General features: G+C 43.4%; 21 protein-coding genes and 2 pseudogenes. 11 read left to right on the top strand and 12 right to left on the bottom strand.

The genetic code is table 11. The features are described 5' to 3' along the window. Window positions 1-225 precede the first annotated feature (225 nt). The gene (gene modF / locus R8O10_RS11725; RefSeq protein WP_047101539.1) at window positions 226-1680 is read left to right on the top strand and encodes a molybdate ABC transporter ATP-binding protein ModF; all 1455 of its coding nucleotides are present in this window, start codon (window positions 226-228) and stop codon (window positions 1678-1680) included. Here modF and R8O10_RS11720 read toward each other — a convergent pair. Beyond that, on the bottom strand, window positions 1668-3140 hold the full coding sequence (locus tag R8O10_RS11720) for an EAL domain-containing protein (protein WP_053303738.1): 1473 nt from the start codon (window positions 3138-3140) through the stop codon (window positions 1668-1670). The two genes, modF and R8O10_RS11720, sit on opposite strands and share 13 nt — an antisense overlap. A gap of 348 nt (window positions 3141-3488) precedes the next feature. Between R8O10_RS11720 and R8O10_RS11715 the strand changes: the two genes are divergently transcribed. The 3 genes from R8O10_RS11715 to R8O10_RS11705 all read left to right on the top strand — a co-directional run bounded on the left by R8O10_RS11715 (window position 3489) and on the right by R8O10_RS11705 (window position 8403). After that, window positions 3489-4223, top strand: coding sequence for an IclR family transcriptional regulator (locus tag R8O10_RS11715; protein WP_005386192.1), 735 nt, complete (start codon window positions 3489-3491; stop codon window positions 4221-4223). Between the two features lie 6 nt (window positions 4224-4229). Next, the gene (locus R8O10_RS11710; RefSeq protein WP_318191427.1) at window positions 4230-5069 is read left to right on the top strand and encodes an arginase; all 840 of its coding nucleotides are present in this window, start codon (window positions 4230-4232) and stop codon (window positions 5067-5069) included. Between the two features lie 307 nt (window positions 5070-5376). Next, window positions 5377-8403, top strand: a complete 3027-nt coding sequence (locus R8O10_RS11705; RefSeq protein WP_318191426.1) for a polymer-forming cytoskeletal protein — start codon at window positions 5377-5379, stop codon at window positions 8401-8403. A 64-nt stretch (window positions 8404-8467) separates the two neighbouring features. Here R8O10_RS11705 and R8O10_RS11700 read toward each other — a convergent pair whose 3' ends face one another. The 4 genes from R8O10_RS11700 to pcp all read right to left on the bottom strand — a co-directional run bounded on the left by R8O10_RS11700 (window position 8468) and on the right by pcp (window position 12080). Further along, window positions 8468-9760 (bottom strand): DEAD/DEAH box helicase, encoded by a 1293-nt coding sequence (locus R8O10_RS11700; protein WP_005386186.1) that lies wholly within the window; start codon window positions 9758-9760, stop codon window positions 8468-8470. A 170-nt stretch (window positions 9761-9930) separates the two neighbouring features. Continuing rightward, window positions 9931-10917: a GTP-binding protein gene (locus tag R8O10_RS11695; RefSeq protein ID WP_318191425.1), complete on the bottom strand. Its 987-nt coding sequence runs from the start codon at window positions 10915-10917 to the stop codon at window positions 9931-9933. A gap of 63 nt (window positions 10918-10980) precedes the next feature. Next, the gene (locus R8O10_RS11690; protein WP_005375648.1) at window positions 10981-11244 is read right to left on the bottom strand and encodes a hypothetical protein; all 264 of its coding nucleotides are present in this window, start codon (window positions 11242-11244) and stop codon (window positions 10981-10983) included. A gap of 197 nt (window positions 11245-11441) precedes the next feature. Then, window positions 11442-12080: a pyroglutamyl-peptidase I gene (gene pcp, locus R8O10_RS11685; protein ID WP_213879528.1), complete on the bottom strand. Its 639-nt coding sequence runs from the start codon at window positions 12078-12080 to the stop codon at window positions 11442-11444. A gap of 287 nt (window positions 12081-12367) precedes the next feature. Here pcp and R8O10_RS11680 point away from each other — a divergent pair, with 287 nt between their 5' ends. The 4 genes and pseudogenes from R8O10_RS11680 (at window position 12368) to trpB (ending at window position 15424) form a co-directional block, all read left to right on the top strand. Further along, window positions 12368-12616, top strand: coding sequence for a hypothetical protein (locus R8O10_RS11680; RefSeq protein ID WP_213879526.1), 249 nt, complete (start codon window positions 12368-12370; stop codon window positions 12614-12616). A gap of 306 nt (window positions 12617-12922) precedes the next feature. Further along, the gene (locus R8O10_RS11675) at window positions 12923-13135 is read left to right on the top strand and encodes a cold-shock protein (RefSeq protein WP_005375644.1); all 213 of its coding nucleotides are present in this window, start codon (window positions 12923-12925) and stop codon (window positions 13133-13135) included. A gap of 359 nt (window positions 13136-13494) precedes the next feature. Then, a pseudogene (locus R8O10_RS11670) lies at window positions 13495-13801 on the top strand (S1 RNA-binding domain-containing protein); the annotation flags it as partial. A gap of 399 nt (window positions 13802-14200) precedes the next feature. Next, on the top strand, window positions 14201-15424 hold the full coding sequence (trpB, locus tag R8O10_RS11665; protein WP_238970815.1) for a tryptophan synthase subunit beta: 1224 nt from the start codon (window positions 14201-14203) through the stop codon (window positions 15422-15424). A gap of 131 nt (window positions 15425-15555) precedes the next feature. Here trpB and R8O10_RS11660 read toward each other — a convergent pair whose 3' ends face one another. Next, the gene (locus R8O10_RS11660) at window positions 15556-17013 is read right to left on the bottom strand and encodes a DUF3360 domain-containing protein (RefSeq protein ID WP_005375642.1); all 1458 of its coding nucleotides are present in this window, start codon (window positions 17011-17013) and stop codon (window positions 15556-15558) included. Between the two features lie 418 nt (window positions 17014-17431). On the opposite strand from R8O10_RS11660, the gene R8O10_RS11655 reads away from it, so the two are divergent. Beyond that, window positions 17432-17848: a VF530 family DNA-binding protein gene (locus tag R8O10_RS11655; RefSeq protein ID WP_005375544.1), complete on the top strand. Its 417-nt coding sequence runs from the start codon at window positions 17432-17434 to the stop codon at window positions 17846-17848. A gap of 151 nt (window positions 17849-17999) precedes the next feature. On the opposite strand, the gene R8O10_RS11650 is transcribed toward R8O10_RS11655, so the two are convergent. The 5 genes and pseudogenes from R8O10_RS11650 to R8O10_RS11625 all read right to left on the bottom strand — a co-directional run bounded on the left by R8O10_RS11650 (window position 18000) and on the right by R8O10_RS11625 (window position 21836). Beyond that, window positions 18000-19250, bottom strand: coding sequence for a DEAD/DEAH box helicase (locus tag R8O10_RS11650; RefSeq protein WP_005375545.1), 1251 nt, complete (start codon window positions 19248-19250; stop codon window positions 18000-18002). Window positions 19251-19643: 393 nt separating this feature from the next. Beyond that, complete coding sequence (locus tag R8O10_RS11645) at window positions 19644-20114, bottom strand: hypothetical protein (RefSeq protein ID WP_318191424.1); 471 nt, start codon at window positions 20112-20114, stop codon at window positions 19644-19646. Further along, a pseudogene (locus R8O10_RS27935) lies at window positions 20104-21014 on the bottom strand (hypothetical protein). The gene R8O10_RS11645 and the pseudogene R8O10_RS27935 overlap by 11 nt, the downstream one beginning before the upstream one ends. 320 nt (window positions 21015-21334) lie before the next feature. Continuing rightward, window positions 21335-21580 (bottom strand): hypothetical protein, encoded by a 246-nt coding sequence (locus tag R8O10_RS11630; protein ID WP_170890046.1) that lies wholly within the window; start codon window positions 21578-21580, stop codon window positions 21335-21337. A 40-nt stretch (window positions 21581-21620) separates the two neighbouring features. Further along, window positions 21621-21836, bottom strand: coding sequence for a DUF3820 family protein (locus R8O10_RS11625; RefSeq protein WP_005375557.1), 216 nt, complete (start codon window positions 21834-21836; stop codon window positions 21621-21623). Window positions 21837-21979: 143 nt separating this feature from the next. Between R8O10_RS11625 and R8O10_RS11620 the strand changes: the two genes are divergently transcribed. Further along, window positions 21980-22288 (top strand): cysteine-rich CWC family protein, encoded by a 309-nt coding sequence (locus R8O10_RS11620; RefSeq protein ID WP_080276966.1) that lies wholly within the window; start codon window positions 21980-21982, stop codon window positions 22286-22288. A gap of 38 nt (window positions 22289-22326) precedes the next feature. On the opposite strand, the gene R8O10_RS11615 is transcribed toward R8O10_RS11620, so the two are convergent. Next, window positions 22327-22671: a HopJ type III effector protein gene (locus R8O10_RS11615; RefSeq protein WP_005375560.1), complete on the bottom strand. Its 345-nt coding sequence runs from the start codon at window positions 22669-22671 to the stop codon at window positions 22327-22329. A gap of 199 nt (window positions 22672-22870) precedes the next feature. On the opposite strand from R8O10_RS11615, the gene R8O10_RS11610 reads away from it, so the two are divergent. Beyond that, window positions 22871-24640 (top strand): choice-of-anchor I family protein, encoded by a 1770-nt coding sequence (locus tag R8O10_RS11610; protein WP_086047303.1) that lies wholly within the window; start codon window positions 22871-22873, stop codon window positions 24638-24640. The last annotated feature ends 50 nt before the right edge of the window (window positions 24641-24690 follow it).

The following is a 24690-nucleotide window of genomic DNA, read 5'->3' as shown; positions in this document are numbered from 1 at the left end:
ATTCACATGCATAATGATAGGTTGATTCAAAAATAAAACAAAATTATTGACAAGCTTACTTGTTACTTAATGACTCTAGTCGCATTTTTATCCTCTAATACAAGGCTTCGTTAATATGTACAAGACTGAGCACTGTTCAAAATTAATACACAAAAGCGCTTCCGTACTGAGTTCGTAAATTGTTATAAGTAATCCACTAAAGCGAAAACAAGGAAGACAAACACAATGACTATTCACTTTCGTCAGCTTGCAGCTAAGAGAAACACGACACACTTGTTTATTGACGATTGGAAAATTAACACTCAGCAGTCTTGGGGGATATTCAGCGCGGATGGAGATATTGGCTCTCTGCTTGGAGACCTTATTTGTGATGAAATATCACCAAATAGTGGGGAAATTGAGCTAAATGGGCTGTCCGTTGCGCAAGTGTCGTTATCAGAGCAACAGCGATTACTGGAAAGAGAATTAGAAAAAGATGATACGGATTTTCTTGATCGTATCGACCAAGGAAGCACTGTTTATTCATTAATCCTAGAACAGAGCCAAGACACTAACTTAACTGAACAGCTAGTTAATGATCTCGACCTAAGTCATCTTAGAGATAGTGGCTTCCGTGTTCTCTCTACCGGAGAAACCAGAAGAGTAATGCTCGCCCGAGCTTTAGCCACACAACCTGACTTAGTATTACTCGATAATCCATTTACTGGCTTAGATATTGCGCACCGAGCTGCTCTCGCTCGCTATTTACACTCGCTTTCTCAAAATGTGCAACTACTCATAACCTTCTCTCGCGAATCTGACATGCCTGAGTGGATCAATAGCATCGCGCTTTTCAGTGCAGGAAAGCTTGATAGTACAATGGATAAGTCCAGTTGGGATAATCATCCAATCATTGGACAAATAAAATCTCAGTCAGAGCAACAGAGTGAAGAAATGATAAGCTTGATACGTCAGCATCAGCACTCGACGCCATTCAACAACCCAATATTTGAACTAAAGAATGGGGCTGTCGAATACACCGATAAGAAGATTTTTACTGACTTGAACTGGCGCATAGACAAGGGCCAACATTGGCAGGTCAAAGGTCCAAATGGTTGTGGAAAGAGTACCTTACTTGGATTGATCTTTGGCGATCATCCGCAATGCTACAGCAATGACATTGATATTTTTGGTAAAAAGCGTGGTACTGGCGAGACAATCTGGGAAATTAAGCAGCATATCGGCATGGTGTCTTCAGCGCTACACCTCCAATATCGAGTCAATTGCAGCGCATTAGAAGTCATTTTGTCAGGATTTTACGATTCGATTGGGTTGTATAACCAGCCAACTCGCAAAGAGATGAATATTGCAAACGAGTGGCTCGATATCTTACATATGAGCCAGTACAAAAAAACCTCATTCAAGCAATTAGAGTACGGTCAGCAGCGACTATTACTGATTGCAAGAGCCATCGTGAAACAACCCACATTATTGATTTTGGACGAGCCGTATCAAGGGTTAGATTTTTTGGGTAGACGGTTAGTTAAGAACACACTTGAACTCATCGCTAGAGAGAATTTAAGCCAACTATTGTATGTGTCTCACTACCAAGAAGACCGCTTAGATAGCATCAAAAATGAGTTAGAGTTTGTGTTTGATGAAAATGCTCAGTGTTATAGAGCTAACGTCTACCAATCATAATGATTTCGCTGCGCAAGCTGCTCATAAGGTAATGGTTTGGAGTACAGGTATCCCTGATGATATCTCACTCCCATCTGCTTTAAGTGTTCAGCTTGCGCTATGGTTTCCACGCCTTCAGCGATCAATTGTACTTGTAACTCTTCCGCGAAATGAACCATCGCTTTTAAGACAGAAGCACTAAGGCTAGGAATACCAATGGTTTCGACAAAGCACTTATCGATTTTTAAGTAATCTATGCGCATGTGCTGTAAAAATGCTAACGAGGTTTGGCCAGTTCCAAAATCATCGATCAGCACATCAATACCATGCACTCGCAGTGCTGCAATGCATTTTCTCGCCTCTGAATCAATGAGCTGACGCTCCGTTATCTCTACCCCTAATGAGACTTTGTTTCGGCTCAACTGTCTGTCGAGCAATTGAATTTTTCTGATCGCGTTTGGTCCGACTAAATAACCAGGCGGCACGTTAATACCAAGGTGGACAGGCTGATCAAAGCCTAATTTACTGAAGTCCTCTGCCGCTTTATCCAGAACGAAATCAGTAAGTAAAAAAACCAATCCACTTTGCTCTGCCGCAGGGACAAACTCATCCGGAGAAATGAACCCCTTACTTTGATGCTCCCATCGCACTAGCGCTTCAAACCCGAATAACTGGCCGGTATCAACGTTAACTTGCGGTTGGTAATACAGGGTCAACTCTCCTCTTTTTATCGCTCTTTTAAGATCCAGTATCAAATTGCGATGAGGATCAATAAACTTATTCAACGCATACAAGCAAAGGTAGATCACGAAAATAATTGGAATTGAGTACAAAAAATAGGAAAGTGTTCTCTGTTTGACGAAAAGATCGCTGGCTTCGCTCAAAGCTTCATACTCAAACATTTGCGACGATTTGATACCGATAGGATTACTTCCCGCTCTTAATGCTCCTTCAGGTGAAACTTGCTCATGAATAAACAGCGCAGAACGTTTTAGGCGTAAATCGTTGTTAAACCCTATTGTCGCATTAAAGTAGTCATGATCGATAATCGTTACGGCTTGATAACCGCGCTCTCCTTCCGTTACCACTAGCAAAAACTGATCGTACAAGCTATCAACACTACCAAGCGCTAGCGTTTGTCCCTTGGGAAAGGTGATGTGCTCAGCTAACGGTTTAGAGATACTTCCCAATTTCGAAGAACAAGTAATGACTCCCTCTTTCACAATGAGCATTTCTTCAATATCTCGTTCAAACATTAAGCTTTGCTGGAGCTCTTCACATCGCTCAGGGTGTAGCAGCGCCGTGCGGTTTTCTGTCTCTATTTGGAATAAAATTTCATCTGCAATTTGCACATTTTTTTCTAATAAATGATTGAGATTGTTTTGCACGCTTTCACGAGCTAAATACAAAACCTCTCCAATAACCAAGGGAATAGGCAGAAGAAAAATGATGGCTTTTTTAAAAATCGCCTTATTCAGCATATAAAAGTAACCTTTTATAAAACCGATTTACTGAGATGGTACCTCGATTCCGATACCCGCTAGCAACTCACGTTTTTTAACATTATTTGTTTGGATTAACTCAGTATGCGAAACGCTGAGTAATACCGCAAACTAAACAATGTCTTAATCACTCCTGTTCCAATTTAGTATCAAGCGCCTCAAACCTGAGACTTTAATTCGACACCATGTTATGTCTATCGGTAGTTGCGAAAGTCTTTACCTGTCTGTTTCTCATCATGTAAGAATTACCCATTAAAATTATTTTTCTTTTCTCAGTGATTAAGAATTATATTTGTCGTAACTCCTACAACACGTTACAACACTCTCATGACGACAAACAAAGCTAATGCTAACCAGGTAAACGAAAAATCACTGCAGTTGTTAATGCAAGTTGCAGTTAGTCCGTTCCCAGTTTCTGCGAAAACGCTAAGCGAGCAATTGAACGTTCCTTTAAGCAGCCTTTACCGACACTTAAAACTGCTTAAAGAGTGGAACTTGATCGAAGAAAGCGTTCACGACAAGACATTTGTCGTTGGTCCGGCGGCATTATTACTCATGCACAGCTATGAGACCGCGCAACATGGGCTCGACATGGTCGAAACCATACTGGCTAGGTTGGTACAACAAACCGGGGAAATGGCCGCTTATATGGTACCAGCGGGTTATCGTGCGCTTTGTGTCAGACAGAAAGAAAGTATGCAGGCGCTGCGTTGCAGCTTCGTCCAGGGTCAAAGTCAACCTCTGCTGCGCGGTGCCTCATCTAAAGTGATGCTCGCTTTTATGCCTCAAAGTCGATGCGAGAAAATCTTGAGATATTTTAATCAAGATCACCGACGCGACGAGTGGGAAAAAGAGCTCACAACCATCCGTAAACACGGATATGCCGTCAGTACTTCTGAGATTGACCCGGGTGTTTCAGGTATTAGCGCACCGGTAATGAAAGGAAGCAAACTGATTGGCGCAGTCTCAGTGATGGCTCCGGCCCACCGAGTCGAAAAGGATAAGCAGCGCATTATTTTACATGTACTGCAAGCGGCAAGGGCACTACCACCAGAAAGGTAATTCATCATGTTAAGCTTTTTCAAACGCTATAAACTCCATCACACCGTGAAACAGCCGCAGCATTACCCTTTTTCTTTTATGACAGTGTGTGAGTATTTGCCACCCATGTCTAAGGGCGCGTTTGAATTAGCTGATCAAAGTTTGGAAAATGCTAGTGATTGGCTTTACCAACAACATGATCATGAAACCGCTGAAAACTATGGGCACTTCAACCACGACAAACTGGAGAATGGCGAGTTTCAGGAAGCGTTAAGTCTTTCGCTTTCTCGTCACTCAATTCCGCTTTTAGTCACTAACTGTACCGAGGCAATCTTGTCCATGTTACCTGTGGTCGTATCCTATCGAGACGAAGTGGGTGTCGTAAATATCGGGCATAACATGAACTTGAAACCGACACTTGAGCCACGCTTAGGCTCTGCATTCCATTTTGCTCTTTCTCGCTATCAAAACGTACGATTGTTTTTTGCTGGCGTCAGTGAGCAAGAGACGAAGCAGGAAACGTGGGAATACGCGGAAGATCAAGGTTGTGATTGGGTGACCGAGAAAGAGTTTTCTTTTCGTCATCGCAATAACGTTAAGCAACAGATCGGCAATTACCTAGACCACTGCGACCAAATAATCATTAGTATCGACCTTGGATCTCTAAAAACCAAAAACAGCCTTGATGGCGCGTCAGAAATTGATATCCAAATGGTTCTACGCACGATTAGGCAATGTCTGGTTGCAGGTAAAGTGAGAGCAATTCAGCTCGTTGGCGATCGAGATTGCTTGGTCTATTCGAGACAAACGAAAGCCATACTAGAAGAGTTATATCAGATGGCTCCACTCATCGTTCACGCTGCATAGCGTTATAAACATTCAGAATCAGGATCGCTTCCTTCCTGATTCTGAACCAACATGCTTACTTATTATCCTTAACTAACAAATAGTTACACATATAAATCGACACACGTCACACTGGCCTCTTGAACTAACCTGACACTTACGTTGTAATAAGGCCGCTAAACTTTGGTATGACATACGAAATAAAAAATAACCAAAGTTCAATAACTAAGCGGCTTCAAAACAAAAAATTACCGCAGCTATTCCAATTTCAGTGAGCATTTGCTCACGCTCGCTTGATGCCATCTTGTTCCACTCATTAGGACATTTGATGATGCGTCTTTGCAGTATTTTCACTGCGGTTCTTTTTTTACCGCTAACCTCACACGCCACCACTTATGACGTAAAAGATCTATCTGAGTTAGGTCAACTTTGCTCACACAAGAGTTTTAGTATCGAAAGCGATGGCACGACTTATCGCTGTACAGGGAAACTAGTCCTACCCGCTGGTGATAAAATTGTCTCCTCATTACCGGAAAAAGAGATAACGTTAAAAGCAGATTATGGCATTGTGTTAGAGGGGAATAATACGATTGGTGAACCCAATAAGCGTATTTCTCTACACGCCCTCGCTACCGGATTAACGGTTAACAATGAGAAAGCTTCAAACCTCGACGATTACCAAAACAAACACACTGTCATCTATGGTGATCTTCTATCGGCATACCCAACAAAGCTGCATAACATTCTCATAGACGGGAATATTAAGCTAACAGGTTCGACACTTCACATTGATGGAACGTACAACACCATTATTGGTGATATTTCGACACACAGCACGACCAACATATTTAATACAAACATCTGTGGTAAGGTCGAATCACAAGGCGAAACACTACACCTAAAAACAAACCATCCTTTACAAGACCATTTTGTCGTCGGTAATGTTTCTGCGCACAACTCTTTGATTATAAAAGATATGTCGATCTATGGTACAGCTGAATCTGTAGGATCGTCAGCTACATTAAGTGGCTCATTCTATAGTTCCATCGCAGCAATTAAATACTTCCAAACATTGAACTTCAACAACGCTCCAAATCAGCCTAGTCAAGTTTGTGGTGAAATCCAACAAACGCCAGGAAGTGCACAAACGAAAGCACAAGACAACAAATACACGCAATACTGTGGATTGGGCGAGGCTGATTGTCACTACTCTTCCCAAGTCTGTCCAATCACCCCTCAAGATGTTCCGAATTGCAGCATGCAGCCTCCATCAGAGAACGACTTCGACCTAAGCGTCACACCATCGGACGACATGGCACTGATGTGCGGCGACGATCCTCCGCAATTTACAGCAATGACATCCAATAATGGAGAAGTTGTAAGCGCAGAAGTCAGTGCAGCCCTATCACACCCTGACTTGTTCACTTTAGAGGTGATCAAAGGTCAGCAGACATTAAAAGCAAACCAATTTATGTCTGACGACAATGGTGAGCTCGTTGTTCGAGTGGTCCCGAACGATATTGATACCATCGCGTTAGGTACTAACTACACGCTGACTTTCACTATGGCAGAAGACACCAGCAAGCAACAAACGGTTAGCTTTATATTTACGCCATTTATGTTTGAGGCCTACTCAAAGACGAAAAGCGCCACTTTAAATGAAATACGCGTTATTGCAGGTAAACCAGAAAACGTGCATACGCGATTGCTTGCTTGTGCCTCCACCGGCGAACCTGTAGTCGCAAGCAACTACAATGGTACTCCTAAGGTTTTTCATCCATTGGTTCAACCATTAGGAGGAAGTGAAGGAAACTTTAGCTATTCAGCGGAATTTAAAGACGGCTTGTCTGAACATGGTCTTATCACGAACGAGTCCGGCATATTTGAAGTGACATTGTCCGATCATTTTGAATGTGAGGGATTTGAAGAGTGTCCAGAAGAAGGCAAAGTGGAAGTGAAAGGGACATTTAATGTGCACTCGCGACCATGGACACTCGCTATTTGTGACAACCAACGTGCTTTGCCTTCTGGCACCTCTGAACATGGAGAAGGGTTTCTTGCTGCCGGAGAACTTTTCTCTCTAACGGTGAAACCAATCATTTGGCAAACTGACGGCTCTGTAAGTGGTTCTGTTGAATCAGCACGTTATTGTGATGCCTCTATCACCCGTAATTTTATGCTTGATGACGCTCCAGCAGCATCGGTTGTCTTGTCGAGTGAGCAACATACGCCATCAGAGACAGCGAACCAAACCTCAAAATTGCTAAAAAGTAGTGACTCACTGGCTCAGGCGCATAATTCAGCCAAGAATGATCAATTCGTCTTTAATGGATTATATTGGGAAGAAGTCGGGAGCTTGAGAGTAAAAGCAAACCTAGAAAGTAAATATCTAGGTATGACTGTGAACGAAGGCTATCGTTACGTTGGTCGTTTTTATCCAAAATATTTTCAAGTGCAAGACCAAGAATGGCACTACCCACATGGCCAAACTTTTGCTTACATGAATCAACCTTTTGAGAAAGTCACTTACGATGTTGTCGCACTCAATGCGAATAAGGAAAACGTGAAGAATTACGTCCACTTTTCGTCTAACCTTCAACAACATTTCGATTTAGGCGAGCTAAGCTCATACTCCGATCGGTTTTTGCCGCCTAAGCCTAAGAAGGTAGACTGGAAACTACTGGGTAGCGCGAGTGTTGGAACGTTTGTTATAGAGAAGCCCTCGACCAATGCGACTTGTAACAATAGCCCATGCTGGAAAAAGAACACGACAGATAAGCAATATCCTGATGGTCCATTCAATACCGAGACTAATAGTGATATCAGCCAAATAGGTTTAGTCTCAGTAAAAGCCGTTGATGAGGTAAACTTCTTCGACGATAGCGAAGTGCTCACAAAACAACCAGACATTCGATTCGGTCGTTTGAACTTTCAAGATGTAGGTGGCAACCAAGGCATGGTGATCAAAGTGCCACTTGCTGTGGAAATTTGGCAAAACGGTCGATTTACGACTAACTTCGATGACAACTCAACAACGGCGAATGGTGAATATTACTTCAGCACGCCAATTTGGTCGCATGCGCCTGCAAACAACGCCCTGCTTTCTGGCGTTGGAACGATGAGTATTGGCAGGATAACCGATATCGTTGCAAGCCAAATTGACTCAGCGCGCGAGCAAATACAATTCCATCTAGATTTAGACAGCTCAGGCAATCGCATCCCTTGGCTGAAATACGATTGGGATAGCTCTACAAGTGAAGAGGAAAACCCACCCGTCATTGTTACGTTTGGTATTCACCGAGGAAACGATCGCATTATTTATCGTGGTGAACCAAATATGCTTGGCCTAAATTAACGCGAAACGACAAAACAAAAAGAGCCCCTCAATTGAGGGGCTCTTTTCACACAGACTGTGTAATTTACTTTGCGCCACGACGCGCTTTCAGGCGCTTTACCATAGCAAGACGACGCTCTGCCGACCCTTGGTCTGTTGCCGACTGGTTCGGGTTATTACGACGACCTTGACGATTCTTAAACGCTGGTTTTGAGTGCAGCTTTTCAATGTAAGATTCACGCTGTTTTGGTTCATAGCCTGCAAGCTCAATACGGCGAATGCGTTGCTGGATCAGATTTTCAACCTGAACAACCGTGAGCTCTTCATCTCGGTTTACAAATGAAACGGCATGACCTTGTTTACCTGCACGGCCTGTACGACCAATTCGGTGAACGTAATCTTCCGCTAGGAAAGGCATGTCATAGTTCACAACGTGAGGTAAATCTTCAATATCTAGACCTCGAGCAGCGACATCGGTAGCCACCATGACACGTGCTTTACCGGACTTGAACTCTTCTAACGCACGACGACGAGCACTTTGAGCACGGTCACCATGACAAACCACCGCTTTGATACCATCAAGTTTCAGCTCTTTTACCACTTCGTTTGCGGTCTCTTTGTAGTTCACAAATACCAACACTTGTTTCCAGTTCTTACGACCAATTAGCTCTGAAAGCAGTTCCGTTTTTCGCTCTTGATCAACTGGATATAACACGTGAGCAACTGTCTGTGCTGTCGTATTCGCTCGCTCAACTTCAATACGCTTAGGCTTACGCAGGATATCTTTTGCTAACAGATTTAGTTGGCTCGAAGTCGTTGCTGAAAACATCATAATTTGCGGATCAGTATCCACATCTAGCATGATCTTACGAACTGCATGAATAAAGCCCATATCCAAGATACGGTCTGCTTCATCAAACACCAAAAACTCTAAGTGTGCCACCGAGACATTACCTTGTTCGATGTGTTCTTCCAATCGACCAGGTGTAGCCACTAGGATATCTACACCATTTTCCAGTGCCGCAACCTGAGAAGACATTTTACGGCCACCGAAAATCGCCGCCACCGACAGATTGGTGTACTTCGTATAAGCTTTGATGTTGTCAGCAATTTGTTCAGCAAGCTCGCGAGTTGGAGCCAAGATAAGTGCACGAGCAGTCTTACGAGAAGCGCTACGGTTACTGTCTAACAACTGCTGAATCATAGGCAGAGAAAACGCAGCCGTTTTACCAGTACCTGTTTGTGCTGTAGCGAAAATATCATGGCCTTTGCGAGCCATTGGAATCGCCTTCTGTTGAATTGGCGTTAACTTTTCATAACCGCATTCTGCCAGTGCTTTAACCACTTCTGGCGCAAAACCTTGAGATGAAAATGACATTGAGCGTATTCCTTAAACAAACCACTAAAAATAGCTTTAAAAATTTAGCCGTCCACTATACCCGAATTTGAGTGATTTATCTCACTTTTCTCATTGAAATCCTACAAAAGAAAAAACGGTGAGCACAGATATATCAGTGGTTCACCGTTTTCGTTTAACCTTTGCGCAATTTAATGTTTGATGCCAGATAACTGAAGGAGAATTCGCTCAAGCTCATCCCATGGCAACAGCTGAGAATCTATCACTTCTAATCGTGATTCAAAGCCTTCTAAGCTGATTTCATTCACCGACACGACTCGGTTGGCAACATTAAACGCGTAACAACCTTGATCCGTATTGACCACTGCTTTAACACGCTCTGCGGTCAAGTCCGAAAGCATAGAGAAAAGCTTTTCAAAATCAAACTTATACTCTGCCCCAAACAACCACCCACAACTAAAATAACCCTGCCCTTTGTTCTCTTTGCGCACAAAGGCTTCATCAGGCGCCAACTGGAATTGAGGCTCTTGATGAGCGTGGTCATGATGATGTGACTCGATATGGGAAGAAGCGCTGCCGTAAACCCGTTCAATATCCAAGACTTCTATCGGCAACTCACCGTCATGAATAAGCTTACTGAATACTTTTGAAGGGGATTGGTCCGTCACCCAGTCATTAAACACATCAAGGTCGTGGCTGGAACATAGGTCAACCTTACTACCAATAACCACATCTGCACTGTCTAACTGGTCCACGAAGTTTTGGTTAGAAAGATACTTTTCATCACTTAAGTTACGCGGATCAACCAAGGCAATCGTCGCTTTAAGATCAACGTAAGGTTCATACTGCTGTGAGGTAAGCGTCGCGATAACCTGTTTGGGATGACCAAGGCCTGTCGGCTCAATCAATAAACGGTCCGGTTTTTGACGCAATAATGCTGTGATACCTACCGACATCGGCACACCCGCAGTGCAGCACATACAACCACCCGGCACTTCTTTAATCAGCGCGCCTTGGTCGGTCATCAATGCGCCGTCGATGCCAATCTCACCAAATTCATTGACCAAAACCGCCCAGTTTTCTTTTTCCGGTTTGTTCTTCAGTAGATTTAAAATCGTGGTCGTTTTACCGACACCCAAAAATCCGGTCAGTATGTTGGTTGGTACTCGATTTGACATGCTTATCTCCGACACGTTAGTGCATTAATGCTCCAGCAAAGTATACGGAGAATGTGACTCGCTTCAACGCTTTTTATCGCACGCATCAAGCTCATTGCGTGATGCGTTGGAACACATTTTTCGAGCTTGTTTGGGTTGACTTATCAACTCTGAACGCTTCATATCAGACAGGTATCTACTGGTATAAATAACGCAAGTAAAAAACGCGATAATAGCGACTACGATGGGAAGAACTCCGAGCGTGTTTTCGAATTTAAGCGCAGCAATAGCCAACGCGAAAACAACGACAGAGATAAGTGCGATTGACTTACTTTTGTTGCTTTTCATAATAACTCGCCTTTCGTAAAGTTAGCCCCTAACACCTCCTGTACTAGAGGAATGCCAGTTTGAACAACATCCAACCTGACTATTCAATGCTACTCCTTTCGCTACTTGTGAAATTTGACAAAGCTAACATTTACTACAACATCAAACGACGAGCTTATTATTATCTTTCAAACACTTACTGAATTTTAAAACACTTACTAGCAAATCGTTCCACCGCTTACCAGGATATCGCTATCATTGGCAATACAAACTTGCGCCACCAGCTTTAGTCCTTCGACTATCATGTCCAAAGACATAGAAGGCTGACTGCCATCTGCTGCTTGTTCTGGCAATAATGGAATATGAACAAACCCGTGACGAATCGGATTGTCTTTCAAGTAATGTTGGATCCCATAAAAGAGATGGTTACATACAAATGTTCCAGCACTGTTGGAAATCTGGCTAGGTATACCCTGCGTTTGCAATGCTTGCACAACACGCTTTATCGGTAGTGTCGAGAAGTAAGCATCAGGCCCATCAGCCACCACGGGTTCATCAATCGGTTGATGACCAGCGTTATCTGGAATACGAAAATCATCAACATTAATTGCGACACGCTCTGGGGTTATCGCGCTACGCCCGGCCGCTTGCCCTACAGTAATCACACAGTCTGGCTGGTGCGCTTCTATTGCTTCAATAACGACTTTCACCGAGTCATATCGAACTACGGGGACTGGGCAAGTAACTATCACACCGCCTTTTATGGCCACAGCCTCTAATTGCTTGACCGCTTCTAAGGCGGGGTTAATGGCGTCACCACCAAAAGGTTCAAAACCGGTAATCAGGACTTTCTTCATAACAGCCTTTAGGAAAAGAGTTTTACAAATTATTGCACTCCCCTTCACCCCATCCAATAGCAAAAGTATTGATGAGATAAACCAGACAACATTATGTGACTCATGTCTAACCAGCGAGGGTTTTCACTTTATTGAATCTAGACAAGTTCCGGACTATCGAGACTAACTATCGATGATTAGTGGCAGGGCAAGGTTCTCTCATTACATGACGCACGTAGAAGCTTGGTTTCCACGCTTAACTTAGGTAGAGTACGCGACCGCAATGCAATTCGAAGAGATTGAATACAATGAATATTGATAACCATGTAATCGAAACGATTGAAGAGTTGGAGGCATTTCTGCATTTAGTAGAAAGCGGCGCTCTAGGCCTTGAAGGTGTCACTGGCGTTGCGCTAGCCACCTCAAATACCGATGGCCGTCCATTTGTTGCCCTATTAGGAGAAAAGCACCAATTGCTCCTTGGCCGCTGGGTTTCGCAGCACGTATATGACAATGGTAAAGACATCGTTCGTAACGGCCCAACCAGAAAACACTAAGCGCTCGACGCCACCTATAACATCACGCCGTCTTATACACCAAGCGTATGCTTTGAAAGCAATGCGCTTGGTGTACTCAAAAAATAAAAAAGAAAAGGCTAGCCTTTATTAATTTTGTCGGTATACTGCACATCAGCTCTTACGGAAAGAGCTATTAATGTAATTAAAGATCAAAGTTTCTCTCAGTTCCACATCGAATTCCTCGTTTACGTTCCTGCGACAAAATAGTTATCTCTAAAATCATATAGTAGCACTTGATATTAGCTAAAAATTCAATATTTAAAACAATCAAATATAGAGGTATCTATGTCTAATAAATTAACTGGTTCAGTAAAATGGTTCAACGAAACTAAAGGTTTTGGTTTTATTTCTCAAGACAATGGCGGTGATGACGTATTCGTTCACTTCCGTTCTATTGTTTCTGAAGGCTTCAAAACTCTTACTGAAGGCCAAAAAGTATCGTTCGTTGTTGAACAAGGTAACAAAGGTTTACAAGCAGCTGAAGTAACTGCACTGTAATTCTTTGTGTGGCATCAATGTTGTTGGTGCCACAATCCCCTTCCACTTGTTACTGCCCTTACTATTCTCTATCTAAGTTTATATAGCCAAATCACTTACCTCTCCCACACCATCATTAATCACTTTCAATAAAGTCACTTTGGTATACATCTTTAGGTAATCACACAACCTACCTTGCAATTCCAGTTTGGAACTAAATTAATCTCATTTATATCTGAATCACTTCGCCTCATGCTTTGCTCATAAAAATAAAGTTTATAAAATAAAAGCGATTGGCGAATATAAGAGAAAAAATGAAATTAAATATATCTGCTCAATCAATAAATTCTAATAACTACGAGCACATAATCCCTAGCTAAGAGGTTGAGTCAGCACTGAAATGTCATTACATGAAGCCATTTATCGGACAACACTTCATAGGGACAGCGTCTGGAGTCACATACTTCGCGGGATTTGTTGAGTTAGAGGAACCGAATCGAAGGTCTCATTCCTTTATCAAGTTTCCAAAATGGTGAGTTCGAATTTGATGTAGTCAAACAAAAAATTTCCAGCCAGAGCGCCACGTTTACTTTCGGGACCAAAGTGCACGTGTTGGTTAAAGACGCCGATTCGAGACAAAGAAAGATCATGTTCAACTCAAAAGACGCGGAACACTCGGTAGGTTAGCCTGTTTTAGGTTACTTTCTAATCCATTAATCAAAAATAAAAAATAAGCTTTTAATACCGCAATTAACTTGTGACATTTCGCTGACATCGACTCATTCTAAAACCCTAACATCTGACAAAGGAGACGAATCTAATTTTTGTTTCCAGACACCATCGCAGAGTGTATTTCCAGCACTCTGTTTGCCTCGAGAGGTTCTTATGACAGCCTAGGATCTCTCGAGGCTTTTTTGCACCTATTCAAACCACCTGATTCTACATCCCAACTATTATCCCCTACCCAAGCTGTACTTTTTAACTAGTTCACTAGATCTACAATTGTTATTTAAGCAACTGATCACACAACCTCTTCCAAATTTTGGGTATAAAGTATCAATACTTTCGTTAACTAGGATGTAAATAATGAAAAACTCGTTTGATCTCACTATGCCCAACGAAGAAGGATACTTTGGTGAATACGGTGGTAGCTTTGTTCCACCTGAGCTTGAACAAATCATGCATGACATCAACGCAGCTTATGAGGAATGCAGCAAAGATCCTGAATTTAAAGCGGAACTCGCTCGCCTATATAAGCACTTTGTTGGACGACCTAGCCCAATCTTCCATGCGGAAAACTTGTCTAAAAAATACGGAGCAGACATCTACCTAAAGCGCGAAGACTTAAACCATACAGGCGCACATAAAATTAACCACTGCTTAGGGGAAGCCATTCTCGCTAAAAAGATGGGTAAGAAGAAACTGATTGCTGAAACTGGCGCAGGGCAACACGGTGTTGCGCTTGCTACAGCCGCGGCATTGGTTGGCTTGAAATGCGATATTTACATGGGTGAAGTTGATATCGCCAAAGAGCATCCGAATGTCGTCCGCATGAGAATCCTTGGTGCTAATGTCATTCCTGCCACTCATGGGCGCAAAACCCTCAAAGAAGCGGTAGATTCTGCATTCGAAGCTTATCTGAAAGATCCTGATACACAACTTTATGCGATAGGCTCTGTCGTTGGCCCTCACCCATTCCCTAAAATGGTACGAGATTTCCAATCAATTATCGGTAACGAAGCACGAGTTCAATTCAAAGAAATGACCGGCAAGTTACCCAATAATCTCGTCGCATGCGTTGGAGGTGGTTCTAACGCGATGGGGCTATTTACTACTTTCTTAGAGGATGAACAAGTCGCCATTCACGGCGTTGAACCTGCGGGCCGCTCTTTGCAAAAGGTTGGCGAGCATGCTGCAACACTCACACTCGGTGAGCCAGGTATCATGCACGGATTTAAGTCTTACATGCTTAAAGATGCGCAAGGCGAACCTCAGGAAGTGTACTCTGTAGCAAGTGGCTTGGATTACCCATCGGTTGGGCCTCAGCATAGTTACTTAAAAGACATTGGCCGTGTCAATTACGGCTCAATCAGTGATGACGAAGCGATTGATGCCTTCTTTGAGCTGTCTCGTGAAGAGGGAATAATCCCTGCTATTGAATCCTCACACGCTGTCGCTTACGCAATTAAACTCGCACAGCAAGGAGAAACCGGCTCAATTTTGATCAACTTATCAGGCCGTGGTGACAAAGACATTGATTTTGTCGTTGAACACTACGGCGCAAAATACGGCATTGAATCACTCATATAGCCTAACTCCGTAGCCTAACCCTACATGCAAAAAGCTACCTGGTACTAGGTAGCTTTTTGTTTTTGTCTACTATTTTAAGAAGCAAGTCCCTTTACTCACTGCTCTCACTATACCTTTAGAGCATAATTCGATTAACCGATAAGAGCTGGAATGCCTGGAAGCTGACCAACAATAGCAAGGGAGCCTGCACAAACGATAAACGCAGTGCCAGGAATCAGATATTTATCTTTGCGCGATAGTTCGTTAGCACGCTCATGGTCGCCGATAAGCCCGAGGTTATCCAACAGCATCGTGATTGCCCAACCGAAGACTGGATTAACGAATGCACAGGCAAAAATACAGATACCTGCACTGAGTGAATCTTTATGCTTATGGATCATCTGCATACCCGCTTCAAGGAGTGGTAAGAATACACCCACAATCAAAGCAACGCGCAGAACAGGTTCCCACATTGCTAGATCCATTGGGTAGCCAATTACCGCCGCCGCAATACACATGAAACCCGTCAACAGAGCGCCACCTGGAATAGGACGCTTGGCAATTGCGGCAGGAATCATGTACGTTCCCCAAGAAGAAGCTAGGTTTCCGCCCCCTAAGAGTGAACCAACCCCCTGACGAACAGATGCTCCGACCATCGTGTCGTCGACATCCATGAGTACACCTTTCGCTTCTTTTGGGTAGTTAAGTTCTTGAAACACACGATGGCCGAGATAATCAGGGGACCACATAGCGACTGCCAGTAGAGCAAATGGAGTCACGGCAATAAAGTGCTCTAGGGTTGGCCAGCCTAGCTGCCAGCCTGTATCTTCACCCCACCAGTAGAATGGACTGAAATTAGGCAGGCCCGGTTCTGTGGTAAAGGCAAACTCAGCGCCCATCAAATAAGCAACAATACCCGCGAGTGCAGAGCACAATGGGATAGCGAGCCAACGTTTATTGATCTTGGCTAAGTAAGCGTAAACCATAACGGTTAGGCCTATGACCACAAACGAAATGTAACCTTGGTCCGTACTTGCAGCCCACGCTTCCGTCTTATTAATTTGCCCGAGCAACCCAACGGCACCAAGGTAGATCAACAACCCTCCTCGAACCCCGATACCAGTCAGAGTCATGAGTTTAGAGCCACCTTTGGTTAAGGCGAGAATTAACCCAAAAACACATACCATCAAACCTAGCGCGAGAGGGTGCCCTCCTGCAGCTGCAATCATAGGAATCAGCGGTATCATTGGGCCATGGGTTCCCGCTAAGTTTGCATTCGGGTTTAGTATGGCAGAAAACAGGATGACGAACAGGGCTCCAGCGATAAGTAATTCGTAACGCACGTTTTCTGCAATGAATTCCGGAGATAAACCAAACTGAGCAGCAAAAGCGGAAACCATGGCAGTGACCATAACCACTTTACCAATGGTTGCTGCTAATGCCGGTACCCAGTCTTCGATTTCAATACTGTAATCACGTGAGGGCAAATGAATTCCCCAGCGACGGAAACTCATGACGGTTAAATCATGATTTAGAAAGTCTTCTCGGTTTTCAAATTCATGCGGTTTTTTGCGCACATCCCTGTAAAAAGTCTTACTTTTGTCAGACATTGAGTCATCCTTTTATGTTTCAACGTTGAACTACGTCAACTAGAGTTTCGCTTGGTAGACAGGCCTTCGACCAATACGAGACAACACCCACATCAAACTTCTAGGCCATACTAAGAAAGCGGCATGAACCAATTTTGATTTTGATCTTATTAAGCATGTGTTGCTATGGGTAGGAATATTAGACATTAGTAAAAGAACAACAAAAATCTCACTTATTACACAATAATTTAACATCGAGCTAGGACGCTTGAACTTTTATGAGTCATTTTTGAGCAGAGAGCCAAGTAGAGCGGCTAATTCCGATTTATACTTTCAAGGTAGAGAGCACTGTGCTCGCATCCATCGCAAAGTAACTATCGATATCTCTACATTGTATACTTTGTTAAACTCCGCCCTTTAATGAGTAAGGCCCTTAAAAATGATGACTGACGAAGAGAGAATCGAGCTGCAACAGAACAATCCACTGCACGGATTAAAGCTAGAGACTATGTTGCAAGAGTTAGTGGATTTTTACGGCTGGGACATTCTAGATACAGCAATGCGTTTTAATTGCTTTAACACTAAGCCTTCGATTGCAAGTAGCGTGAAGTATTTAAAGAAAACCGAATGGGCGAGAGAAAAATTAGAAAACTTTTACCTTTATCGCTTTAAGCGCATGCCACGCGCGAGCGAAGAAGAATACAACTTACCACCAAGAGCTCGTACCTTCCCTCATGGCCTTGAACCTAAAGAGCCAATGCCGCTAACCGTTGACTCTATTCTTAAGTCACAAGCCAAAGCAGCGTCTGCATTTAAAAAGCGTTCACCTCGCGGACGCCCTGCTCGTCGCCAATAACACTATCTTGAAAAGCAATAGAGCCCTACTGGTAGCTCCAGCAGGGCTCTATTGTTCTTTAAAGGAATGGCTAGAAGCGAAGACTCAAGCTAGTGAGCATTCCCTTTCTCCAGCAACTCCCGTAAGTAAACTCACATGTAGTTTACGTTTTCTATTGATTGCGCTTTTTCTTCTTTTTACCCGTACCTGCTGGCTTCGCTCGCGGCTTCATTGGTAAAAAGTAGGCTTCACTCTGATCGTCTTCCACTTCAAAACCGACTACCTGCTCGCGTTCAAGTTGGAACTTATTTTTCTTTTCTATCACTTTGAAATGGTGGTAGTCGTCGTAATCGATAAGAGATAACCCTAAACCTACTTCACCAGCACGACCACTACGACCGATTCGATGCATATAATCAGCAGGGCTACGCGGAAGATCGAAGTTAATCACCACTGGAAGTTTTTCAATATCAAGGCCGCGTGCTGCGATATCGGTGGCAATAAGAACTTGAATCTCGCCAGACTTAAAACCGTCAAGGACACGAGTACGAGCGCCCTGCCCTTTATCACCATGGAAAACTTCAGCGGTAATACCGCGTTTTGACAACTTTTGAGCTAAATGGTTACAGGCATTCTTAGCGTTCACAAAAATCAGAGTCTGTCGCCACTGATGCTGTTTGATTAAGTGCGCGAGTACCGCCGTCTTCTCACCTTTATTTACACTAAACACGCGCTGCACCAAAGTGCTGGCTTCTGCGCTCTGCAACTGAACTTCAACAGGGTCGCGGAGCAACTGCTGAGCCAACGTCGTCACTTTATCAGGGAAAGTTGCAGAAAATAACAGCGTCTGTTTCTTCTCTGGGAGTAACGCAAGAATCTTATTCAGTTCTTCGGTAAATCCGAGGCTCAACATACGGTCGGCTTCGTCAAGAACAAGCGTTTTTACTTGGTCCAACTTAATCGCGTTACTGGATACCAGATCAAGTAATCGACCCGGCGTTGCAACAATGATGTCACAGCCACCACGAAGCGCCAGCATTTGTGGGTTCACCGATACACCACCAAATACGGCAACCGTTTTGATCTTATCTCTGAGATGGTATGAGTAAGATTTGACGTTATATGCCACCTGTGATGCCAACTCACGAGTTGGTACTAAAATCAGGTGGGAAACGAAGTTGCCACGGCGATTGTTTGATTCGTCTTGCTGAACAATTTTTTGCAAGATTGGCAGCGAAAAAGCAGCGGTTTTACCAGACCCCGTATTGGCACCACCAATAATATCTTTCCCTTCAAGGATATCAGGAATAGAACGGGATTGAATGGGCGTCGGTTGGCTGTATTCCAACGCTTCTAGTCGCTCGACTAATGTTGGAATCAGGCCAAGATCGGCAAATGTCGCTTGCTGTGTTTTATCTGTCATTACAATGAGTGGCTCAGTGCTAGTAAAGGCCGTGTATCTTATGCTATTTCGCGTCTGGATGTTAGAGATAATGGCCCAAACAGAAGATTGGTGAAAGAAGCACTATAGGGTTCAGGAACTTCCTTTCACTAACATGAGTTAATGGTTTCGATAACCAATACTCTACGACCAAGATGGTAGCGTTCGCGACAAGCAAAGGGAAAAGGAGCCAGGCATTCTGACTCCTGTAAAGCAAAATACAGCTTGAGAAAACCCTATAGCTTATAATTGGCGAAAAATGCGTTACGACAAATAGAATATTAGCAACTAATGGATAACTTCAAGTATTGAGAGCTAGCGCATGACATGTACATACGCTAGCAGGGTGCTTGTGCCAAGAGCTTGAAAGATGATTTAACCGCACGAACTAGGGTCTAAAACATACGTCCGACTTGAGGATTTTAATGTAAGTTCTTGTTCAGAAGTACATTCAATATAGTCATATTGCTTTATTTTTTCTCTCGTGTTGTTATCTAACCATATGGCAGAGGCAATAGAACTTAATACTATTATCGCTATAGAATATAGCCCTGTTTTTGTCGAAAATGGTACTTTTAGTAATAGTTCTGTTGACCTGTGTAGCATAGCTATGGGAATGATCGCTATAAAACCAAATATTAGAAGGCCTACAAAAGAAGCAACATTGTTCACTAAACCTGCTAGTTTTACTTTAGGAATGATACCGATTGAGTTGTTAATGCTAATTAACTCATTAATTGAGCTGTAGCTCAACCACACCATAAAAACCATAAGAGGCCAACTAGCCATCACTTTAAGCCAACGCTTTATCTTTAGTCTTCGGTTAAATTTTTCATTAGAAATCATTAATAGTTTTCTCTACTTGATTCTTCATCGGTTCCGTGAATTTAAATTGGTCATCTAGTTTAGATATTTCCTTTCCTACAATAAACGCAGTAACAGCGAAAATACCAAGTGTTAGAGCGGTTGGCACAACAAGTACCGTACTTAATGTTGCGACTCCCAGAATAGTTATTCCTTGAGCGATAACTCCTGCGGCAATGCCCTTAGATATATCCGCTGTAAATTGGCCGACCACTTCACCTAGCGTTTTTTCATCATGTAGAATGTAGTCAACCGCATTAACCGCACCACTAAACACAAGTTCAACATAGATGTTGCCTTTCAAGAAACTGACATCGCCTTGAACAGTATTTAGAGCATGACCAATTTTAAGCATTTGTGGTGTTGCTTCTTGCCAACGGATACCTAGGTCTAAATATTTAGGCTTGTAGTTCTCAACCACAATATTCATTACACCATTGATATTGACAGCTTTAGCGGTTGCCCCCAACCGCCAAGCTCTTTAGCGACCTCATAAGCGCCTTTAAGCCCCATGCCTACGCCAGTGTAGTCCTTGCCGTTCGAAAGTTGTCCATGCGAGTCTTTGATGAGCAAGTCTAAATACTCGTTACCTTCTTCAACAGTCAGTACCGCAATACTCACGTTCTCTTGTTGAGAGGTGTCCCACTGATATTCTTTAGCTTGCTTTTGTAAATCATCGTTCCATTCTTTTTCTGTTAGGTCGTAAGCTTGTTGGACCGCTTTGCGTTCAGCAAGAACGCGCTCTCTATTTTCAGCCCATCGTTTCTCATCGCTCGCGGTAGATCTCAGCTCTTCCTGACGTTCTCAGCGTTGACGTGCTGCTCGTTCTCTAGTGGTTTCTTGTCTTTCTTCTGGGGCTACAGGAGAGGATTCATATCTCATGGGAGTCGGTTTTACTGATAAATAAAAAGGATAATAACAATATTTTCAGTGATTTATCATCCCCAACAAGATTGCATGATGATTTAACCAATTAAATAGGCAGTTTGACTAATCAAACAAGCACAATGAAGGCTCAATAGTGTTGAGTTACATTCAATCGGATAACTTTTCGTAGGGTAAAACGTACGAACCAAATTTTGTAGAGTATTTATTCCAGTTCTTTTTTGGGGCAATAAAGAGTTAGCCTAACGGTCTGGCTCTTTTGAATGAAAAAATAGACTGGTGGGAGAACTTGTAAGGCTGTGGCAGGTTACACTCACTTACTCCTTAGGCAGGTGACCAGTTTCCTTCGCAAGCTTTTGCATCGCCTCGGCAAACGTTGTTGTCCCGCCTTTAGCTTTAACCTGTATTACCTTATATCCCAACTTTTCCAACGCTTGGCGCTCTGCCAAAACAGCTTTGTCATCTCGCTGGCTACCTTGAGCTGGCTGATGAATGTAACATCCCTCTAGTTTACCATCTTCGACCAATTGGTGGTGTTTCAGCGCATCGATATCAAAATTCATAATAAGTCTTTTCATTAAGAGTGGGAGTTTCTGTGGCTAGTTACATACGCTTCAAAGGCTTCACGACACTATCTAAGCCTTCAATTTTGAGCGCTAAACATAGCTTGAGCAAATCCCCTAGCTCGCCGCTTGGCCAGCCCTTTTTATCAAACCACAGTAAGTATTCTTCAGGCAGGTCGATTAACACTCGCCCTGCATATTTCCCAAATGGCATTTGCATTCTAGCGAGTTTAATGAGGTTTTCTTTTTCTAACATAAGTGACAGAGAGTTAAGGTAACTCGCCCAAGGGTAACACTGGTTCTCCCTCCTCACCAGCAAATCGCAGTCACGTTTATTTTGGCGGCCTTGACTCGCTTTGTGCTAGAGTACGCGGCATAAAAAATGAGAACGAGAAAGCAATGAAGTCACCTTGTCGAGCAGCATGTAAAAATAACGCCGGAATATGCTCTGGTTGTCACCGGACGATGGATGAAATCATCCAATGGAAAGACAAAACCGATCTCCAACGAGATGCGATTATCGAACAAATCGCAGGAGAAGATTCAACGCACAGTTGTCCTGAGTGCGGGACTCAAGCCCATTGTGATATCGCCGCAGGCAAAGAGACATGCTGGTGCTTTACTATTGAAACCCGTGATTTACCCAAGCCAAGCGCCAACCAGCTGTGTTTGTGCCGAAAATGTCTAGAAAAAAAGCCAGTCGCGTAATACGACTGGCTTACTGATCATCGTTTTCTGACTGGTGTTTATTTAGCGGTTAAAGCGGACGCTTCAAACTTAATGCCTTCCCACCCTGTCACCATAAAATTACGAATATTCTGGTGATCGCTGTTCTCTGGATGCTGCAATACATCTTCACGATAAAAACGGCCAAAGCAGGCTAGCGTCGCTTCTTTGTCTAGGTTGTTTAGCAAACCGAAAGCGAAGATCTTACACGAACCGTTGTTCTCGCCTGCATTGTTTTGTGTCTCACCATTTACAAAAGCGGTTGGCTCAAACGTATAGTTATCTTCGATCACCGCCATCGTTGCTTCAAATTCGACCTGCTCTGGTGACGCTGCCAATAAATCTAAAAACGATTTTAATTCCATTATTCCTCTATCCCTACTTCATCATATTGATGACACATTAGTTTCATAAAAAGCCAATATAAGAGTCATCAATCATACATATATTCAGAGCCTTACCAAATCAAACGTCATTCAGCGCTCTATCATTCCAATTGCGGAAATGGACAGCAGCATAAAACCCATGCTGATTGACAACCTATCGGATTGATAAGGAGATATCATGATCACCCCTTTAAAGGCAATCGGTGTACTCGCATTGTCATCACTTGCCATCGCGTGTTCATCACAACCCGAAGATACCGTGGCTTCATTCGCTACACAATGCAAACCTACCACTGCACCCGTTACTGGGGAAACGTCAATTCAAGGTTTAACGTTTATCGGAACATCCGTTGCTGATGCTCCATTCGACACATCGGCAGCTGAAATCGTCAGTTATGACGCTTGTACGGATAAACTCTATGTGGTTAATGCTCAAACAAAACGTGTCGATGTACTTTCTATGGATGACAACGGCGTACCAACGCAAAGCGCATTCATTGATCTCAACAGCGCTGGCGAAGCAGCGGGCATTGAAATTGGCGCAGCAAACAGTGTCGCTGTATTCAATGGTTTGGTAGCAGTTGCGATTGAAAACAGTAATAAACAAGCGAATGGTATTGTTGGCTTGTACCGCTCCGACGATTTGTCATTAGTCATGACGTTTCCAACAGGCGCATTGCCAGACATGGTTGGCTTCTCGAAAGATGGCCGATACATCGCAACCGCTAATGAAGGAGAACCAAACAGCGATTACAGCATTGACCCTGAAGGTAGTATCACTTTGATCGATCTGAGCCTTGGTGTTGCTCAAGCAGAAGTGTCACAAATTGGCTTTAACGAATTTGATGATTCACGAAAAGCAGAGCTTCCAAAGAATGTGCGTATTTCGGGGGTAAACGCCACCATCGCACAAGATCTAGAGCCGGAATACCTCACTTTTGCAGATAACGGCAAAATCTATGTCGCGCTACAAGAAAATAACGCCATGGCAATCGTCAATCCAGAGAGCAAATCGGTAGAAAAAATTGTTGGCTTAGGTGAGAAGTCTTGGTCGGGCGCTAAACTCGATGCATCCAACAAAGACAAAATCATTGGGAACTTGAAAAGCTACCCACAACTGGTTGGCTTATTTATGCCTGACACCATCGACAGCTACTCAGTGAATGGGAGTACTTACATCGTATCGGCAAATGAAGGCGACGGGCGTGAGTACGGATTCAAAACCACTCAAGAACTGTGCGACAAAGCTGGCTTTATGTGGGATGAAGACGATTACCTCGGTACAGATGAATATACATCTGAGCAAGGAACCTGTTTAAGCCATATTGATGAAGTGCGCGGTAAGAAGCTGAAAGTGGCAGCAGAACACCCATTGGCAGAGGCACTAAAAGACAACAAACAACTCGCGCGTTTAAAAGTGATTAAGCCGGAACAAACGCTTTCTGCACAAGAGAATGTTCAATCATTTGGCGCGCGTTCATTCTCGATTTGGGATGAAAACGGCAAGTTGGTCTTCGATAGTGGTGACGATTTCGCGACTATCGCGCTGCTGAATGAAGGCAAGAACTTCAACAGCACCAACGATAACAATAGTAGTGGGGATGACCGAAGTGATGATAAAGGTATTGAGCCAGAGGCGATTGAAGTAGCACAAATTAACGGTCGTCATTACGCGTTTATCGGCTTGGAGCGTCAAGGCGGTATCATGATTTATGACATCACAGACCCGAAACAAGCGCAGTTTATGCATTACGTAAACCGCCGTGATTACAATCAGCCAGTATGTACAGAAGTCGAAGATGGCGAATGCATGAACGACACATACAATCCAAAAGCAGGCGATTTAGGTCCAGAGTCCATTAATTACTTTACCCGTAACGGTGGTCATTTTATCGTCGTTGGCAATGAGGTATCGGGCACGACATCCGTCTTCCGAATCAATCTATAAAGTAATGTAAAAGTCATTTAGAACCAAAACGCCCGACGTAAGCCGGGCGT

It is taken from the genome of Vibrio sp. 1727 (assembly GCF_033344415.1).
Taxonomy (GTDB): Bacteria; Pseudomonadota; Gammaproteobacteria; order Enterobacterales; family Vibrionaceae; genus Vibrio; species Vibrio alginolyticus.
The sequence above is the reverse complement of the archived record's forward strand: the minus strand, read 5'-3'. Positions and strand labels throughout refer to the sequence as shown.

Excerpts from the sequence above, each read along its gene's own strand:
- modF (WP_047101539.1), top strand. The coding sequence starts at position 226 with ATGACTATTCACTTTCGTCAGCTTGCAGCTAAGAGAAACACGACACAC.
- R8O10_RS11720 (WP_053303738.1), bottom strand. The coding sequence starts at position 3,140 with ATGCTGAATAAGGCGATTTTTAAAAAAGCCATCATTTTTCTTCTGCCT.
- R8O10_RS11715 (WP_005386192.1), top strand. The coding sequence starts at position 3,489 with ATGACGACAAACAAAGCTAATGCTAACCAGGTAAACGAAAAATCACTG.
- R8O10_RS11710 (WP_318191427.1), top strand. The coding sequence starts at position 4,230 with ATGTTAAGCTTTTTCAAACGCTATAAACTCCATCACACCGTGAAACAG.
- R8O10_RS11705 (WP_318191426.1), top strand. The coding sequence starts at position 5,377 with ATGATGCGTCTTTGCAGTATTTTCACTGCGGTTCTTTTTTTACCGCTA.
- R8O10_RS11700 (WP_005386186.1), bottom strand. The coding sequence starts at position 9,760 with ATGTCATTTTCATCTCAAGGTTTTGCGCCAGAAGTGGTTAAAGCACTG.
- R8O10_RS11695 (WP_318191425.1), bottom strand. The coding sequence starts at position 10,917 with ATGTCAAATCGAGTACCAACCAACATACTGACCGGATTTTTGGGTGTC.
- R8O10_RS11690 (WP_005375648.1), bottom strand. The coding sequence starts at position 11,244 with ATGAAAAGCAACAAAAGTAAGTCAATCGCACTTATCTCTGTCGTTGTT.
- pcp (WP_213879528.1), bottom strand. The coding sequence starts at position 12,080 with ATGAAGAAAGTCCTGATTACCGGTTTTGAACCTTTTGGTGGTGACGCC.
- R8O10_RS11680 (WP_213879526.1), top strand. The coding sequence starts at position 12,368 with ATGAATATTGATAACCATGTAATCGAAACGATTGAAGAGTTGGAGGCA.
- R8O10_RS11675 (WP_005375644.1), top strand. The coding sequence starts at position 12,923 with ATGTCTAATAAATTAACTGGTTCAGTAAAATGGTTCAACGAAACTAAA.
- trpB (WP_238970815.1), top strand. The coding sequence starts at position 14,201 with ATGAAAAACTCGTTTGATCTCACTATGCCCAACGAAGAAGGATACTTT.
- R8O10_RS11660 (WP_005375642.1), bottom strand. The coding sequence starts at position 17,013 with ATGTCTGACAAAAGTAAGACTTTTTACAGGGATGTGCGCAAAAAACCG.
- R8O10_RS11655 (WP_005375544.1), top strand. The coding sequence starts at position 17,432 with ATGATGACTGACGAAGAGAGAATCGAGCTGCAACAGAACAATCCACTG.
- R8O10_RS11650 (WP_005375545.1), bottom strand. The coding sequence starts at position 19,250 with ATGACAGATAAAACACAGCAAGCGACATTTGCCGATCTTGGCCTGATT.
- R8O10_RS11645 (WP_318191424.1), bottom strand. The coding sequence starts at position 20,114 with ATGATTTCTAATGAAAAATTTAACCGAAGACTAAAGATAAAGCGTTGG.
- R8O10_RS11630 (WP_170890046.1), bottom strand. The coding sequence starts at position 21,580 with ATGAATTTTGATATCGATGCGCTGAAACACCACCAATTGGTCGAAGAT.
- R8O10_RS11625 (WP_005375557.1), bottom strand. The coding sequence starts at position 21,836 with ATGTTAGAAAAAGAAAACCTCATTAAACTCGCTAGAATGCAAATGCCA.
- R8O10_RS11620 (WP_080276966.1), top strand. The coding sequence starts at position 21,980 with ATGAAGTCACCTTGTCGAGCAGCATGTAAAAATAACGCCGGAATATGC.
- R8O10_RS11615 (WP_005375560.1), bottom strand. The coding sequence starts at position 22,671 with ATGGAATTAAAATCGTTTTTAGATTTATTGGCAGCGTCACCAGAGCAG.
- R8O10_RS11610 (WP_086047303.1), top strand. The coding sequence starts at position 22,871 with ATGATCACCCCTTTAAAGGCAATCGGTGTACTCGCATTGTCATCACTT.